The 15,351-nt window shown below is 53.6% G+C and carries 17 protein-coding genes and 1 pseudogene; 9 read left to right on the top strand and 9 right to left on the bottom strand.

All coding sequences use genetic code 11. The annotated features are described in order from the left end of the window. Positions 1-500: 500 nt before the first annotated feature. Genes ant(9) through ACTM82_RS08385 form a run of 3 tightly spaced genes read right to left on the bottom strand, consistent with a single transcriptional unit; the run spans position 501 to position 3,380 of the window. Positions 501-1,277, bottom strand: a complete 777-nt coding sequence (gene ant(9), locus ACTM82_RS08395) for an aminoglycoside nucleotidyltransferase ANT(9) (RefSeq protein WP_347376767.1) — start codon at positions 1,275-1,277, stop codon at positions 501-503. A gap of 24 nt (positions 1,278-1,301) precedes the next feature. After that, the gene (locus ACTM82_RS08390) at positions 1,302-2,057 is read right to left on the bottom strand and encodes a nucleoside phosphorylase (protein WP_441088538.1); all 756 of its coding nucleotides are present in this window, start codon (positions 2,055-2,057) and stop codon (positions 1,302-1,304) included. 21 nt (positions 2,058-2,078) lie between these two features. Next, the gene (locus ACTM82_RS08385) at positions 2,079-3,380 is read right to left on the bottom strand and encodes an MGDG synthase family glycosyltransferase (protein ID WP_441055690.1); all 1,302 of its coding nucleotides are present in this window, start codon (positions 3,378-3,380) and stop codon (positions 2,079-2,081) included. Between the two features lie 117 nt (positions 3,381-3,497). On the opposite strand from ACTM82_RS08385, the gene ACTM82_RS08380 reads away from it, so the two are divergent. Next, positions 3,498-4,436 carry an NAD(P)/FAD-dependent oxidoreductase gene (locus tag ACTM82_RS08380; protein WP_441055692.1) on the top strand — a complete coding sequence of 313 codons (939 nt, stop codon included), beginning with the start codon at positions 3,498-3,500 and terminating at the stop codon, positions 4,434-4,436. 154 nt (positions 4,437-4,590) lie between these two features. Next, positions 4,591-5,202, top strand: a complete 612-nt coding sequence (locus ACTM82_RS08375) for a DUF1836 domain-containing protein (protein ID WP_427726793.1) — start codon at positions 4,591-4,593, stop codon at positions 5,200-5,202. A gap of 138 nt (positions 5,203-5,340) precedes the next feature. Here the strand turns inward: ACTM82_RS08375 and ACTM82_RS08370 are convergent, their stop codons facing one another. Then, entirely contained in the window at positions 5,341-5,682 is a 342-nt protein-coding gene (locus ACTM82_RS08370; RefSeq protein ID WP_441088537.1) for a hypothetical protein, read from the bottom strand. Between the two features lie 71 nt (positions 5,683-5,753). Here ACTM82_RS08370 and ACTM82_RS08365 point away from each other — a divergent pair, with 71 nt between their 5' ends. The 5 genes from ACTM82_RS08365 (at position 5,754) to rlmN (ending at position 8,881) form a co-directional block, all read left to right on the top strand. Then, complete coding sequence (locus ACTM82_RS08365) at positions 5,754-6,698, top strand: DUF6017 domain-containing protein (RefSeq protein WP_002604485.1); 945 nt, start codon at positions 5,754-5,756, stop codon at positions 6,696-6,698. Between the two features lie 36 nt (positions 6,699-6,734). After that, complete coding sequence (locus ACTM82_RS08360; RefSeq protein WP_441055695.1) at positions 6,735-7,208, top strand: PcfB family protein; 474 nt, start codon at positions 6,735-6,737, stop codon at positions 7,206-7,208. Further along, entirely contained in the window at positions 7,205-7,504 is a 300-nt protein-coding gene (locus tag ACTM82_RS08355) for a hypothetical protein (RefSeq protein WP_441055697.1), read from the top strand. Before ACTM82_RS08360 ends, ACTM82_RS08355 begins: the two co-directional genes overlap by 4 nt. A 191-nt stretch (positions 7,505-7,695) precedes the next feature. Continuing rightward, the gene (locus ACTM82_RS08350) at positions 7,696-7,881 is read left to right on the top strand and encodes a cysteine-rich KTR domain-containing protein (protein WP_003431289.1); all 186 of its coding nucleotides are present in this window, start codon (positions 7,696-7,698) and stop codon (positions 7,879-7,881) included. 16 nt (positions 7,882-7,897) lie between these two features. After that, positions 7,898-8,881 (top strand): 23S rRNA (adenine(2503)-C(2))-methyltransferase RlmN, encoded by a 984-nt coding sequence (gene rlmN, locus ACTM82_RS08345; protein ID WP_052802844.1) that lies wholly within the window; start codon positions 7,898-7,900, stop codon positions 8,879-8,881. Between the two features lie 110 nt (positions 8,882-8,991). On the opposite strand, the gene ACTM82_RS08340 is transcribed toward rlmN, so the two are convergent. Continuing rightward, positions 8,992-9,375, bottom strand: a complete 384-nt coding sequence (locus ACTM82_RS08340) for an ISL3 family transposase (protein ID WP_441055707.1) — start codon at positions 9,373-9,375, stop codon at positions 8,992-8,994. Positions 9,376-9,523: 148 nt separating this feature from the next. Here ACTM82_RS08340 and istA point away from each other — a divergent pair, with 148 nt between their 5' ends. Further along, a complete protein-coding gene (gene istA / locus ACTM82_RS08335) occupies positions 9,524-10,834 on the top strand; it encodes an IS21 family transposase (protein ID WP_441055699.1) in 1,311 nt (436 codons plus the stop codon). Further along, positions 10,831-11,640 carry an ATP-binding protein gene (locus tag ACTM82_RS08330; RefSeq protein ID WP_441055701.1) on the top strand — a complete coding sequence of 270 codons (810 nt, stop codon included), beginning with the start codon at positions 10,831-10,833 and terminating at the stop codon, positions 11,638-11,640. Before istA ends, ACTM82_RS08330 begins: the two co-directional genes overlap by 4 nt. 131 nt (positions 11,641-11,771) lie before the next feature. Here the strand turns inward: ACTM82_RS08330 and ACTM82_RS08325 are convergent, their stop codons facing one another. The 4 genes and pseudogenes from ACTM82_RS08325 to ACTM82_RS08310 form a co-directional block, all read right to left on the bottom strand. Further along, positions 11,772-12,755 (bottom strand): ISL3 family transposase, encoded by a 984-nt coding sequence (locus ACTM82_RS08325; protein ID WP_441055703.1) that lies wholly within the window; start codon positions 12,753-12,755, stop codon positions 11,772-11,774. Between the two features lie 231 nt (positions 12,756-12,986). Beyond that, complete coding sequence (locus ACTM82_RS08320; RefSeq protein WP_052241580.1) at positions 12,987-13,688, bottom strand: methyltransferase domain-containing protein; 702 nt, start codon at positions 13,686-13,688, stop codon at positions 12,987-12,989. Between the two features lie 63 nt (positions 13,689-13,751). Next, positions 13,752-13,892: pseudogene (locus tag ACTM82_RS08315) on the bottom strand (putative RNA methyltransferase); the annotation flags it as partial. A 485-nt stretch (positions 13,893-14,377) separates the two neighbouring features. After that, the coding region (locus ACTM82_RS08310; RefSeq protein WP_441055705.1) for an ISL3 family transposase at positions 14,378-15,351 on the bottom strand (974 nt) is incomplete at its 5' end.

Below are 15,351 nucleotides of genomic sequence, written 5' to 3'. Positions count from 1 at the left end.
TGGGGCGACAGGGCCGTGTGGGAGGACCTCCACCACAGGGACCCGTACCCGTTCTGGCTGGATTAATGGATGGAAACGGATGTTCTATCGGGACACACATTTTGTCCTATAAGCCGGTTTCAACAGCAGACTGGGCGTATATGAAAGCCCCCGTCCCTCGTCCTACGCTCCGACTTGTGGACAAAGTGTCCCGAAGTTGTGGCTACACTCCCGGAAAAGTAACAGGACAGCGGGCAACCGTCAAGGCTGAAATGAACGGGCTTACACCCGGCCTTGACCGCCACCCGCCGTCCCGCTGAATGGGTGAACAAGGCGACCAATCCCTCAAAGTGCTTGGCCGCTCTCTTTCTGATTTTGGAGTGTTTCTTTTCTCATAATTGAAATGGGCGGGAAGCCATTTTAGGGCTTTCCCGCCTTGATTGCCCATCAGCAAAGCCAGACGGGACGGTCACTTCATATGCGCCGTTCATCTTGACCGTTGATTGGCCCCGCTAACTTTGCTACTCTGTTCTAAGTAATTCCTCAATTTGTTTTTTCATATATTCTACAAGTGCCATCGCTTCCTTTTCTACTGTCTCCCATTCATCAGACAAATTTCCCAAATAAGCTTCCTTTGCCGTTGTTAGCAGGGGGGGAAATCTCTCCGGCAATTTTAAAATTACCCATTTTGCGGCAACATCTTTTGTCGTGATTTCTTCTGTTACTAAAGTAAACCACATTCGTGATAAGGTTAATAACACATTTCTTTCATCACCCTTAAAGCTGGAAATCAAACCAGGTAAAGAAAACCGAATTGCTTTTTTAATTTCGTGAAATGGGATAGCGGGAATAAGCTCTTTGCTTTCCGCCCCCTTCAAAGTTATGCTATTTTTTCTTGCTTGCCATAATAAAATCATTATATCTGGGTCATTGCAGGCTTGCGGATATTCTCCTGCTTCCATCTCTCCCCTTAGCCATTCACCATACATATACTGACATTTTGGCGGAAATTGCAACGGAACAATATCAGATTGATTGATAATAGTTACCTCTAAAGGTCTTTTTTCAATACAGCCTACGGAGCCAGAAATTTTCAATAATTGCTTTGTTAGATCTGCTCTGATTGAATTACTCAATTCTTGTTTAGTAATTATCAGTATATCTATATCACTATCTGGACGCAGCCCATTCATTGTTGCTGAACCATATAAATATATCCCCAATATTTGATCTTGTAATATGGTTTCTGCTATTGAAATAACTTGATTTACTTGTTGTGGAAATTCATTTATATTCATTGTAACTCCTATATGTATTTATTTTTACTCCTCAACAACTGATAAAACAGCGTCTAAGGCTAATTCTAAGGCTATGGATATACTTGTTTTTCCCCATTCTCTTTCTTGGTATTTATGAGGGTCTGCAAGAGTATCGGCTGAAAAAAGCAGCATAGCCCATGTAACTTTTCTAAATTTTGCACACGCCGCCAATGCGGAACATTCCATTTCTACTACTTGACATCCCTCTTCTTTCCGATACTGAACCATTTCTACTGTTTCTCGATAAAAACCGTCTGTTGTCCATGTTTTAACTTCCCAATATGGTATATTCTTTTGGCTTAAAGCAGATTCAATCGCATTTATACCAGCCTTTGAAATCTCTACTTCTCGGGAGGGAGGAAGATAATGGTAAGATGTTCCCTCATCTCTCAATGCAGAAACAGGTATCAAAAATCTATTTTCCGGGATGTCTTCCAATACGCCACAGGAGCCGACGGAAATAATCTTTGTTACACCCCCTGCAATTAAATATTCTAAAACTTGGACGGCAGCAGCACTTCCCACAGGAGCCGGACATAGACATATTTTCTCCTGATTATAAAGACATTCATAAATAGGATATCGTCTTGTTGCACTTTCAAATTCATCTATCTGTATTCCATCATGGGTATGTGCATAATTTTCAACCTCGTCTCCTAAAAAAGCAAACACTGCTTTTGCAGGAAAACATTTTTCCCATTTCCCGGCTGAAAAACAGCTTTTGATGCGGTATCGTACTCTAAAACAGGGGCCTCCCACGGGTAAGCGGACATTAAGACCCTAGCGGATATGCGCGGGTTTTCCGCCCCAGTAGAAGCGGCAGAAGGCTCGTTTGCGCTTTTGGGGCTTGCCTGTAAGTTCCATGGTTGCGATGGCGATGTCCTCGGCCGCGTGTGGACGACGTAGCACTTCGCCATTGATGAGCAGTGCCTTGAGCGACTCGGGATGATCGTGGAGATGGCGCAGCGTCACAATGAGCTCGCGAGCGGTGGTGACATGCATGCTGGCGCCCAAGTCGGTGAGCATGGTGGTGTTGGCCTTTTCCTGGCCATAGGACTTGCCCAGCAGAATCATCGGCAGGTGTGCACACAGGCATTCGGTAACAGTGAGTCCGCCCGATTTGAGAATTGCCAGATCGCAGCCGTGCATGAGCGCTGCCATGTCATCGACATAGTCAAGGACCGTGACGTTTTCGAGTTTCATGGCTTCGAAGAGCGTTTTCAGGCGCGTGGCGTATTCCGTGTCCTTGCCCGGCAAAAAGACAAAGTGCATATCCTCGAAGCTACGGAGGAAGGGGAGGGTGTGGTCCATCGCCGCGCGAAAGCGAACGTACGGTTGAGGCAAACTGGCGCCGGCCATTACCAGCACAATGGTCTTGTCGGTAGGGAGATTGAACTTCTCGAGTTCTTCCTCACGATTGTAATCCGTGTCAAATCCAGCGCGAATAGGGATGCCCGTAATGCGTATCTTTGCCTCAGGTACCTTGCGTGGGCGGAGCGTCTCGGCCATAAACTCGTTAGCCACGCAGAATAAGTCAGTGTCCTTATGGGGCCACCAGCCCTCCACCTCGTAATCGGTCGGCACGCAAATGACGGGATAGTCGATGCCCGTAATGACGCGCGCACCAACCGCAACGTTGGCTGCCGTGATATGTGTGGCGACCACGGCAATAGGCCTACGAGTGCGAACGTATTCGTTAAATGCGGGAAACATAATGCGCGACCATGCCGTGCCGCCGCCCCAAAGCAGGTGTCCGGTAAGGGTATATCGCCAGGTCAAGTCATAAATTGGGCGTGTGGCGCCGGTAAACGATGCGGCCGTTTTGTTGCCGTCGAATTTTATGCGTCCAAAATCGAGGATATCCAAGACCTTAATCTCGACATCCTGCGGTATGCCCTTGGTGCCGCGTATGAGCTCGAATGCTTGTGCGATAGCGTTTGCTGCCGCTTTGTGTCCCGAACCAACCGATGCGTGGACAATGGCTACTAAGGGCTTTTGTCCGGGTGACGGCATCAATTGTTCCGATTGGGGGGCGCTTTGCGTGGGCAGGGGAGCGTCATTGCCCATCTGCGTTTGATCCATCGATAACTCCCCTTCATCGTTGTTTCGCAAAGAATCATTGTAGTGCATGACTGTCATGTTCTCCCAAATTTGGGTATGAGCGCAAAGAACGCCAATGTTTCGATGAGAGGACACTCCATGACTACCAATCAGCCGATCGATGTTGCGATTATCGGCGGCGGCCCAGCGGGCTATGCTGCAGCCATTTATGCTGCGCGATCCAACCTAACGACGACCGTGATTGAGCAAGGCATGTCGGGAGGACAGATCGCCACAACCAATGAGGTCGAAAACTATCCGGGCATTCCGCTCTTGAGCGGTGCCGAACTCGGCGAGCGTTTTCAGCAACATGCAGAGGGCCTGGGAGCACAGGTTGCATGGAGCATGGTTACGGGTATCGATTACGATGCGGATGCGGCGCTGTTTACGGTGCATCACGATACGGGCGACACGGTGGCCTCAAGCGTTATCGCTTGCATGGGCGCCACACCGCGCTCTGCTGGCTTTATCGGCGAGGATACGTATCGCGGTCGCGGCGTTTCGTATTGCGCCACATGCGACGGCATGTTCTTTCGTGGCAAACAGGTCTTTGTCATTGGCGGCGGTAATGCTGCCTGCGAGGAAGCCCTGTTCTTATCAGAAATTGCCAGCAGCGTGACCATCGTCTTGCGCCGTGATCAGTTCCGTGCTCCCGATGGCGTGGTTCAAAAGGTGCTCGCAAAAGATAATATTTCGGTTAGGTACCAAACTAGTATTGTGGAGCTATCGGGCGAGGCCATGCCTACAACTATCACGTTTAAGGACAACGCCACCGGTGATACCTATTCCGAGTCCTTCGATCCAGGTTCGTTTGGCATCTTTGTCTTTGCCGGAACACAGCCCCATACCGAGCTTGTACAGCATCTGGTGGATCTGGCGCCTGACGGCGGTATCGTCACCGACGACTCGATGGCCACGCGCACGCCGGGTTTGTTTGCTGCCGGCGATATCCGTTCCAAGCGTTTGCGCCAGGTTGTGACCGCCGTTTCGGACGGAGCCATAGCGGCTACCAGCGCATACGCCTTCTTACGAGGATAAGTACGATAATATATCTTATGTAAGGTTGCTATCTTTATACAAAGTGGTTGGACGGTGCGCCAATGTGCTGTCCAACCACTTTTACTTAGCCGCTATGTGGTATGCAAAACTAGATAATCTAGAATACAATATAGAAAACGAACGGAGGCCTCTTATGAACCACGTCAAACATGTTATCCCGATGTCCGATACATCGGTCAGCATTAAGCCGGAGGATATTCAGCCGACGGTGCTGCCGGATGCATTTATTCAGTCCGATATGGTGGGTAAACTCAATGCGTTGAGCCTGCCACGCTATGACCAGCTGCCCAACGTAACACTCTATCGTGATCAGGTTATTGAATATGTTGCACTGTGGATGGAGCCGCTTTCGATTTGCGTAGAGCAGCCCGTTATCACGCCTTCGATGATCAATAACTACGTAAAGGTCGGCCTCGTTCCTGCTCCGGTTAAAAAGCAGTATGGCCGCGAGCAGATTGCGCGTCTCATTGCCATTTGTATCTTTAAGCAGGTGCTGCCCATCGCTGCGGTTCAGGCGCTCTTTAATATTCAGCGCTTGAGCTACGACGCTCCGACGGCTTTCGATTATGTAGTCGATCAACTTGAGGCATCGATTCGTGCGGCTTTTTCCCTTGAGCAGACTCCCGTGCCCGATACCGCACATCAGGTTACGCGCGAGTCATTGCTCGTACGCAGTGCGGTTTCGTCTTTTGTATCGAAGGCGTACCTGATGAGCTACCTCAAGTTCAATGGGTTTAATAGCTAGGCGACGTATAACGCGGGCGGGATAATAATGAGGTGTGATAGCGATAGCGGCAAAAAGCTAATAAAATCAATGGTTTTGCGGACAGCGGATAGACAGGGAATGTGTTAAAAACTGAATACGCACACAAACGGCGTTACCTTAACCCCTTTGGGGGAGAAAGTAACGCCGTTTTTTTATGTCCGCAGGAAAGGAGGTGCAGCCGGAATGTATTTCACAAAGGGCAAGCAGCGGGCGTTTGAATTGCTCATGCAGCAGAAGCCGGGATTTGACCGCTATCAATCCGGTTGTGCCGGAGATGATGAAGATTGCGGCACTTGCCGTTTCTACCGCCCCGGGTGGAAATATGAGTTTTGCGTTTTCAAAGAGTGTCCCTATTGCCCCGGCAAAAGGACGCGGAAAACGCACGCCAGCATGGACAAATAGACGGGCAAAAGCCCTTGTGCCATGCGGCTTTGCAGACGCGAAAACGGCAAAGGGCATATTGCAATACCAAAACAGCCGAAAACGGCTTTCTAATTGTCCACGCATACCAAGAGAGGAAGTGAGGAAATATGGCAGTTTTCAGAGTGGAGCGAAATACGGGATATACCGTTATGAGCAACCACCACTTGCGAAACAAGGAATTGTCCTTAAAGGCAAAGGGCTTGTTGTCGCAAATGCTTTCGCTGCCCGAAGATTGGGATTATACCCTTGCGGGCTTATCCCATATCAACCGGGAGAAGATCGACGCAATCCGCGAAGCGGTAAAGGAACTCGAAAAAGCCGGATATATCGTGCGCAGCCGGGAGCGCGACGAAAAGGGACGCTTGCGGGGCGCAGATTACGTCATATACGAGCAGCCGCAGCCGCGAGAGCCGGAAGCAGCTACCAGCGGCGGACAGCCGCCTATATTGGATTTACCTACATTGGAAAATCCAACATTGGATAATCCAACGTTGGAAAAACCTACGCAGGAAAAACCTACGTTGGAAAATCCAACGCAATTAAATAAAGATATATTAAGTAAAGAACAATCAATTACTGATTTATCAAGTACCGATTCCATTCCTTTCCATTCCCTAAACCCCTTGCCCTTTGCGCATGGCGAAGCGGCTACGCCGCCGGAAAGGAAAAGAACGGAAGCGAAAAGCAATAGCGCAGTAGAGATTTACAGGGAGATTATCAAGGACAATATCGAATACGACCATCTCATTCAAAACTGCAAAATTGACAAAGACCGTTTGGACGAGATTGTTGACCTTATGCTGGAAACCGTCTGCACAGCCCGAAAGACAATCCGTATTGCCGGGGACGACTACCCCGCCGAATTGGTGAAATCCAAGTTTTTGAAGCTGAACAGCAGCCATATTGAGTTTGTTTTGGATTGCATGAGGGAGAACACAACCAAAGTGCGCAACATCAAGCAGTATCTAAAAGCGGTGCTGTTCAACGCGCCGAGTACCATTGACAGCTACTATACCGCCCTTGTCAATCACGACTTATACGGCGGCGAATGAGCATAGCCGCACTTTACCGGGAAAGGAGTTGATACCTTGCAGGAGGAAGTAACCCAAAAAACGATTGCCCTATACGTCAAAGTGGGAAAAGGCGCGGCGCGGCTTACCGAACAGGCGTTACAGAAAGCAATCCAAAAGTTTTTGGAGCAGAAAAGCAAACCCGCGCATGGGAAACAGACCATGCGGCAGCTTATGAAGCAGAACGCGGGTGTTTCCAACATCGAGATCACCGACAGCAATATTAAAGCCTTTGAGAGTACGGCGAAGAAATACAACATAGATTTTTCGCTAAAAAAGGTTAAGGGCGAGCAGACCCGTTACCTTGTGTTTTTCAAAGGCCGGGACGCGGACGTTATGACCGCAGCGTTTCAAGAGTTTTCCGCAAAGAAGCTGAACCGGGAGAAAACGCCCTCTATCCGCAAAGCCCTTGCCGCTGCAAAGGACAAGGCGAAGCAGCTTAACGCCGCCCGCGACAAGGTAAAGAAAATGGACAGGGGGCGCGAGATATGAAGCAGATCAACTACAAAAAGCTGATACTTCCGAATATCCCCTATGTGTTCTTTGTCTATCTCTTTGATAAAGTCGGACAGGCGGTGCGGCTTGCCCCCGGCGCGGATATTTCTGCAAAGATACTGAATATCACACAAGGATTTTCCGCAGCCTTTGAAAACGCCTTGCCGAGCGTTTACCCGTTGGATTTGCTTGTCGGCATTGTCGGTGCGGTGATTATCCGCTTGATAGTCTATGTCAAAGGGAAAAACGCGAAGAAATACCGCAAGGGCGCGGAGTACGGCTCTGCCCGATGAGGTGCATAATCTTAACTGTAAGCAACACATATATTGACGCAGGAGGGTATGCACATGAATGATTACAGCAAAATCACAGCCCTTTACTCCCGCTTATCAGTGGGGGACGAGGACAGGGACGGCGGCGAAAGCAACTCCATACAGAACCAGAAGAGCCCATTTTTTTGTGTAAAAAGGACGAGTGAAATATAATGCTTAAAAAATATTGGATAAAATGTCCGATTTGTAACGGAAAGACGAGAGTTCAAGTATTTCATAATACTGTATTAAAAGATTTTCCTCTTTTCTGCCCTAAATGCAAATTGACGCATATCATTGATGTAGAAAAATTAGAGATTGTAATCAAAAATACAGAAAAACAAACTTTTATTATTTAGAAGAAAGGATATAAAAATGAAACGTTTACCTAAATATACGCCTGCGGAAGTACGGAATGATCCATACGGATTTACTTACAAAGAAATGTCGGAAGTTATTGGCGAGAATGAAGCAAAAGCCTTATATGAAGAATTATATAAGCAATTACCACGCAAAAAAAATCTATCAATGTTGGTAAAAAATATTTGCAAAAGCAGTGATACTGAAAAGTATGTTTACGAACTGAAAGACAACAAATACATTGAAACGGTTTTTATCAAGCGGCGAGATGGTGGAACTGTTTGCGTGAGCACACAAGTCGGTTGTCCTGTTGGTTGTATTTTTTGTGAGTCCGGGCGAAATGGCTTTGTTCGTAATCTAACATCGTCAGAAATCGTACAACAGATTATATTGTTGCGTCGAAAAGTAAACCGTATCGTTTTTATGGGTATGGGAGAGCCTTTATTCAATTATGACAACTTGATAAAAGCAATCCATATTCTCCGAGATAGATATGGGCTCAACTTTCCAACCGACGGCATTACCATATCAACAGTTGGTCCGGTCGATCAATTAAAAAAATTGCGCGAGGAACATCTTAAAATTCAGTTGACAATATCTTTACACGCAGCAACACAATCTGCAAGAAATCGTATTATTCCTCACATGCGCATATATGCTATTGAAGATGTTGTTAAGCAAGCCTTATCCTATTCTGAAAGGCATAATCGCAAAATTGTCTTTGCGTATTTGCTTTTACCGGGTATAAATGACCGGCCCTCAGATGTAAGACAACTTGCAAAATGGTTTCGGGGCAAAAAAGTTATGATTAACGTGTTACAATACAACCCAACAAGCAATTCAAGAATTAAAGCACCACAGAAACGGGAAATAGTTGCATTCAAACATCAATTAGAGCAAGCAGGACTTGAAGTTACTATAAGAGTTTCTCATGGCAGAGAGATTAACGCGGCTTGTGGACAGTTAGCTAACACATATAATAAATTCAAAAAAAAATGATTAAAAGTGCCAGACGCATAGACGCAGAGCCGATAACGCATTAGGTCAAAAAACCTATGTGTTATCGGCTTTTTTAGAGGCTTCGGTAGTTTGTGTGACAAGGGGCTAGCCTAGGCAGCAACGCTCTTCGCTCCCTTCACGCCCTTCTTCCTCGCCTTCACCGGGCGACCCGGGAGCTGGGGCTGGCAGTCGCCGCACCTGAGCATGAGCAGGGCCACGAGGTTGTCGGTGTTGCGGAAGCCGTAGCCCATCCTCACCGTCACCTTGATCTTGTTGTTGATGGCCTCTACGCGCCCGTTGCTGATGCCGAGCTCGACTGCGGCGATGATGTCGTCGCGCCGGCGGCGCACCTTCTTCTCCACGGCGACGACCTTGGCGATCTTGCAGTAGGCGGCCCTGTGCATCCAGTCGTCGAGCAGCTCGGCGGCCTCGGAGCCGTCGGCTGCCCGGAAGACGGCCCGCAGGTCCTCCTTGAGCTCCCAGGCCCTGACCAGCCGCGAGCCGGCCCTCTGTTAGCGTCGGGTTAATTTAGCCAACCAGGGTCGCAACTATTTAGCCAATCCCAGCCGAATAAAAATAGCCACTGCGCACCGTAGTCGGTCCTAAACTGGATAACGCCAATACACCAGTGTTAGGAGGATTATGGACATACAAACACGCAATGGCCTTCAGGAGATTATAGACAAGGCTCTTGAAGAAATGAACGAAGACTACGGCGGCGAATTGGACTTTCGCACCTTGAACCTTGCAGAGTTCTGCCGCCGGACCGGACTCTCGAGGTCCAAGGCGAGAACCCTGAAAGAAAAAGGCTTCAAGGTCACGCCGCACGGACGCACTGGCCAACGCTCTGCCAAAACGGTGCTCACCGGCTACACGGGCACCATCGACGAGCTGCTGGGAAAGGGCGTCACCAACTCATCGGTCTGCCTCGACAGGCTCAGGGAGCAGGGATACTCTGGCGGAGTCACCGCAATCAAGCAGTACATCAAGGACAACATGTCGCTCGTTCCGGCGAAGCGGAGGCTCGTCGCCCCGCAAGGCAGCCGCGGCACCAGGTTCCAGACGGCACCCGGCGAGGCCTACCAGATGGACTGGGGCTTCACAAACGTCATCGACTGGGAGGGCAGCGCCTACAAGATCGCTTGCTTCGCTATGGTATGCCACCATTGCGGCACCTGCTACATCGAGTTCTTCCCCAATGCCAGGCAGGAGAATCTGTTTATCGGCATGGTGCACGCGTTCATGGTGATGGGCATCCCCGAGTACGTCCTCACCGACAACATGAAGAGCGTGGTCGTCGGTCGTGATGCGCACGGCTCGCCGATGTGGCAGCTAGACTATGCGGCCTTCATGGCGTGCGTCGGCTTCAAGACCAGGCTGTGCAAGCCAAGGCACCCGTTCACCAAGGGCAAGGTGGAGCGCCTGGTGCAGTTCGTCAAGGGGAACTTCCTCGCTGGAAGGGCCTTCCAGGACATCACGCAGCTGAACATCGAGGCCCTGGAGTGGTGCGCATCCCAATCGAATCGATACAGGCGCGCTCTCGACCTCGTTCCCGCGGATGCGCACAGGGCCGCGTGCCTGCCGGCGTGTAAATCCGTCGTGCTGGATGGCGAGCTTGCGCTCTATCTCTGCCCGAGGAGAAGAATCAGCTTCGACGGGTTCGTCAGCTACGAGGGCAGGAGGTTCGGCGTGCCGTACTGGTACGCGGATCGCGACTGTCGCGTCAACCGCGAAGGCGGCCTTCTCCGTATCTACAGCGATGACCTGTCCCGCGAGCTCGCGGTGCATCCGGTCACATGGGGCAAGCGCGACTCCTTCTGCGAGGACCAGTACCTTGAAGCGCAGCCGGTGGAACTGCCCAGCGTTCCTCCCGGGACCGCGGTAGCGCAGATCGAGCCGCCAAGGGGCAAGAGCATGCTGGCCAAGTTCGACTTCGGAGGTGACCTGCTATGACAAATACCGAGACGGACAGGCTCTATGCTTCCATCAGCGCGGCCGCATCGGGCTTCAAGGTTGCCATGACGCCCGAGGAGGTTGCGGAGCTGGCGGTGAGGAACGACTTCGGCGATGACGAGCTGCGCGCAGTGGAATCCGTCTTCGCCTACCTTGCGAAGACGCAGCACGACAAGACGATCGACACGCTGCTGAGGATGAGCAGGCTGCCGCAGAAGGCGCCCAAGACCTTCGAAGGGTTCGACTTCAAGCGCATCCAGGGACGTGACGCCGCGGCGATCAGGAAGCTTTCGTCGCTCGCGAACCTGCATGCGCGCAAGAACATAGCGTTCATAGGGCCCGGCGGAATCGGGAAGACGCACCTTGCGCAGGCGTACGCCAGGGAATGCTGCCTCAACGGGTACAAAACCTACTACCTGAAGGCCACCGAGCTCAAGGACAGGCTGGAGCGGTCCATCGAATCCGGAAACCCCGCCAAGGCGGTCAACTTTCTGGTAAAGCCATCCTGCCTGGTTATCGACGAGATAGGCCGCTGCACGTTCAACCGCGCGTGCACCGACATGTTCTTCGACATCATAGACCGACGTTACGAGAAAGAAGGGCCGAACATTCTTATCCTCACCAGCAACACCCCGCCGGTTAACTGGGATGAATTCTTCACGGGAGACGAGACGCTGATGTGCACGCTGGATAGGATCTTCGACCGCGCATCCGTGTTCATGATGAAGGGCGCGAGCTTCAGGGGATCGGAGTGCGAGACGTTCTCGGTCGAGTCTGTCCCGCAGGCGATTAAGCTGAGTAGGTAAACACAACTAGGAAACAACAATCAATTGAGCGCTGGTGTATTGGCTAAATAAACGCGACTCGATTGGCTAAATTAGCGCGGCCATTAATGGCGATATTAATTCGACTCTATGGTGGCTAAATAAACCCGACGCTAACACCTCTTCTTGAGCGCCTCGAGCCTCGCCCTCTGGCCGTCGGTGAGGTCCTCGGGGTTCTTCACGAGCGCGTAGCGGCTGCCCTTGATGGAGGCCGCCTCCTCCTCGAGCGCCCTGACCTCCTCGGGCGGCAGCTCGCCTTTGGCAGGCCTGCCGCGCTTGCCCTCGGGCCTGGGCCTGGCGGCCCTGGCGGCGGCCCTGGCGGCGTTCCACTCCTCGCAGCGCACGGCGTCGAGCGCGTCGTTCATCCACTGGACCACGTGGAAGGGGTCCATGACCCACCTCGCGTTGGGGCAGCGGCGCTTGACCAGCTGCCTTATCCACCTCGCGCCGTCGGCGGTCACCACCTCTATGGCGCGCCTCTGCTCGCGCGTGAGCTCGTCGAGGAACAGGTTGAGCACGTCCTTGCCGGTGCCCTCGTGCGCCCAGATGAGGCAGCCGCGGTCGTGGTCGACGACCACCGTGACGTACTTGTGGCCCTTCTTGTACGACGTCTCGTCGATGCCGATGCGGCGCACGCCGTCGAACCTCGAGGCGCCGCGCGCGGCCTCCAGCTCGGCGTAGACGCGCCTGCACACGCCGCCCACGCTGTGCCACTCGACGCGGGCGAGCTCGGAGACCGCCGAGGCGGTGCAGCGGACCGCCAGCCACGCCACCCAGTCCTCGAAGTCGCGCGTGAAGCGCGCCCCGTGCCGCGCCCAGGGGACGGCCTCGGTGCGCACGCCGTGCTCCGGGCAGCGCACCCTGCAGGGCGCGTACTCCAGGTAGCAGGCCGAGCGCGCCAGGTCCATCGCCCTCCACAGCCTGGGGGCCCCGCGGTTCGCCATGTCGTAGAAGTCGCAGGCCCTGCCGCATACGGGGCAGCGGCGCTGCTCGCGCTTGTAGGGCCGGACGCTCACGACGATGCGCTCGGCCTCGATGCGCGCGCCCAGGACGACCGTGCGGGCCAGACCGAGGGCGAGAAGTAGTAGACTCTTCATGCGTCACACCTCTTCGGTTGTCTGAATTTGGCTTAGCAATCATAGGCGGATGACGCGGAAACGGCCCCTCCCGGGGCCGTTTCAGTTCCAGATCGTTGTTTTCGCCCGCTGAGCTGGGCCTATGCCGGAATCTCTCCCACAGAAACCACCGAAGAGCCAGATTTCTTCTGGGGCGGTTGACAAGGGCTGTCCTTCAGCCCTGCAATTAAGAGGATGATGAGCTGGCTGAGCTCATGAAGGGCCTTGGGAGCGAGGGGTGCCCACCAGCAATTCAGCCTCGATGGTGATGCTTTTCACACGCGATAGATTTAGGGACTCCGCGTCGATGCCGAACAGCAGCGGCGTCATCTCGGCGAACACGCGGACGTCCCTTTCGGACATCTCGAAGGTGCGCGTCACCTTGATGCGGTCGGTCATCTTGAAGTGCTTCTCAAAGCAATCGGTCACCAGCTGGTTTGAGTATTCCTTGCTGCGCAAAGATCCTTCAGCAAGGTGGCGCAGCTCCGTAAGATGATTGCTGCCTGGAACCACTTTGACCAGCACTCCTGGCGCGGAGGCGTTTCTGGTTGGGGTGAGAACGCGCTTGAATTCGTCGTAGTTCGAGGGAGCGAATACGTCCACCACGCAGTTGATGGAGCCTTTCAGCACGGGGATGTTCGTCAGGTCGCCAACCAGCCATTTGACCGCCTTTCTGGAATCGTGGCGGGCCGCCATCAGCATGGCGTCTTTTGAGAGGTCAAACGCCACCACGTCGACACAGAGGTTTTCTCGGATTGCACGTGCATAGAAGCCTTCTCCGCATCCCGCGTCGAGCACGCGGAATGGCGTCGCGTTCACAGCTGCAGGACCCTCGCTTGGGGAAAGGGCCCTTCCTACCGCGGTGAGGACGGCTTCTTTCACGTGGTCGTAATACCCTGCCTCCAGGATTGCCATGCGGCTCTCAAAGGATTCTTTGCTGTAGTGGGCTGACTGCCTGGAGGGCCCTAGAAGGTTTACGTACCCCTGCTTTGCGATATCGAAGCAGTGCCTCTTCGGACATACGAGGCTCCCTTCCTGCAGCTTCAGGGCGCTGTGGCAAAGGGGGCAAGAGAGCACGTCGGCGCTGTCAGCAAATCGCGCGTATCTGTCGAGTACCATTGCGTCTCCTTTCGTCCAAGCAATTCTAGCGGATGAGTCTTCCCCAGCAGTGCATGGCTAATCATAGCAGGCAGAACCGCACAGTGACAAATAGCTGAGCTATTTCAAGCTGGGATTTCGGTATTCTGCTGCCCTCTTTTGGGCCACTTCATTTCGCCACGCTTTTGACAGGAGCAACAGGGTCCTCGCGCGCAAAACGCATATGGGCAATGCAGCCGTCTGTCAGGGCATGCCTGCGCCCCCGAACCTGCCGAAAAGGCGCTGATCTGCCCGCCAGGGCATGCCTGCGACCCCGAACCAGCCGAAAGGGCGGTGGATCTGCCCGTCAGGGCATGCCTGTGCCCCCGAACCAGCCGAAAGGGGGGTGGATCTGCCCGCCAGGGCATTGGCAGAAGAAAGAATGCCGAGATACTCAATAAGAAGATTGATAACCTTCAGCAGGTGAAAAAAGGAGGCTTCGGTAGTTTGTGTGACAAGGGGCTAGCCTAGGCAGCAACGCTCTTCGCTCCCTTCACGCCCTTCTTCCTCGCCTTCACCGGGCGACCCGGGAGCTGGGGCTGGCAGTCGCCGCACCTGAGCATGAGCAGGGCCACGAGGTTGTCGGTGTTGCGGAAGCCGTAGCCCATCCTCACCGTCACCTTGATCTTGTTGTTGATGGCCTCTACGCGCCCGTTGCTGATGCCGAGCTCGACTGCGGCGATGATGTCGTCGCGCCGGCGGCGCACCTTCTTCTCCACGGCGACGACCTTGGCGATCTTGCAGTAGGCGGCCCTGTGCATCCAGTCGTCGAGCAGCTCGGCGGCCTCGGAGCCGTCGGCTGCCCGGAAGACGGCCCGCAGGTCCTCCTTGAGCTCCCAGGCCCTGACCAGCCGCGAGCCGGCCCTCTTCTTGAGCGCCTCGAGCCTCGCCCTCTGGCCGTCGGTGAGGTCCTCGGGGTTCTTCACGAGCGCGTAGCGGCTGCCCTTGATGGAGGCCGCCTCCTCCTCGAGCGCCCTGACCTCCTCGGGCGGCAGCTCGCCTTTGGCAGGCCTGCCGCGCTTGCCCTCGGGCCTGGGCCTGGCGGCCCTGGCGGCGTTCCACTCCTCGCAGCGCACGGCGTCGAGCGCGTCGTTCATCCACTGGACCACGTGGAAGGGGTCCATGACCCACCTCGCGTTGGGGCAGCGGCGCTTGACCAGCTGCCTTATCCACCTCGCGCCGTCGGCGGTCACCACCTCTATGGCGCGCCTCTGCTCGCGCGTGAGCTCGTCGAGGAACAGGTTGAGCACGTCCTTGCCGGTGCCCTCGTGCGCCCAGATGAGGCAGCCGCGGTCGTGGTCGACGACCACCGTGACGTACTTGTGGCCCTTCTTGTACGACGTCTCGTCGATGCCGATGCGGCGCACGCCGTCGAACCTCGAGGCGCCGCGCGCGGCCTCCAGCTCGGCGTAGACGCGCCTGCACACGCCGCCCACGCTGT

It is taken from the genome of Collinsella sp. HCP3S3_E5 (genome assembly GCF_052067635.1).
Classification (GTDB): domain Bacteria; phylum Actinomycetota; class Coriobacteriia; order Coriobacteriales; family Coriobacteriaceae; genus Collinsella.
The sequence above is the reverse complement of the archived record's forward strand: the minus strand, read 5'-3'. Positions and strand labels throughout refer to the sequence as shown.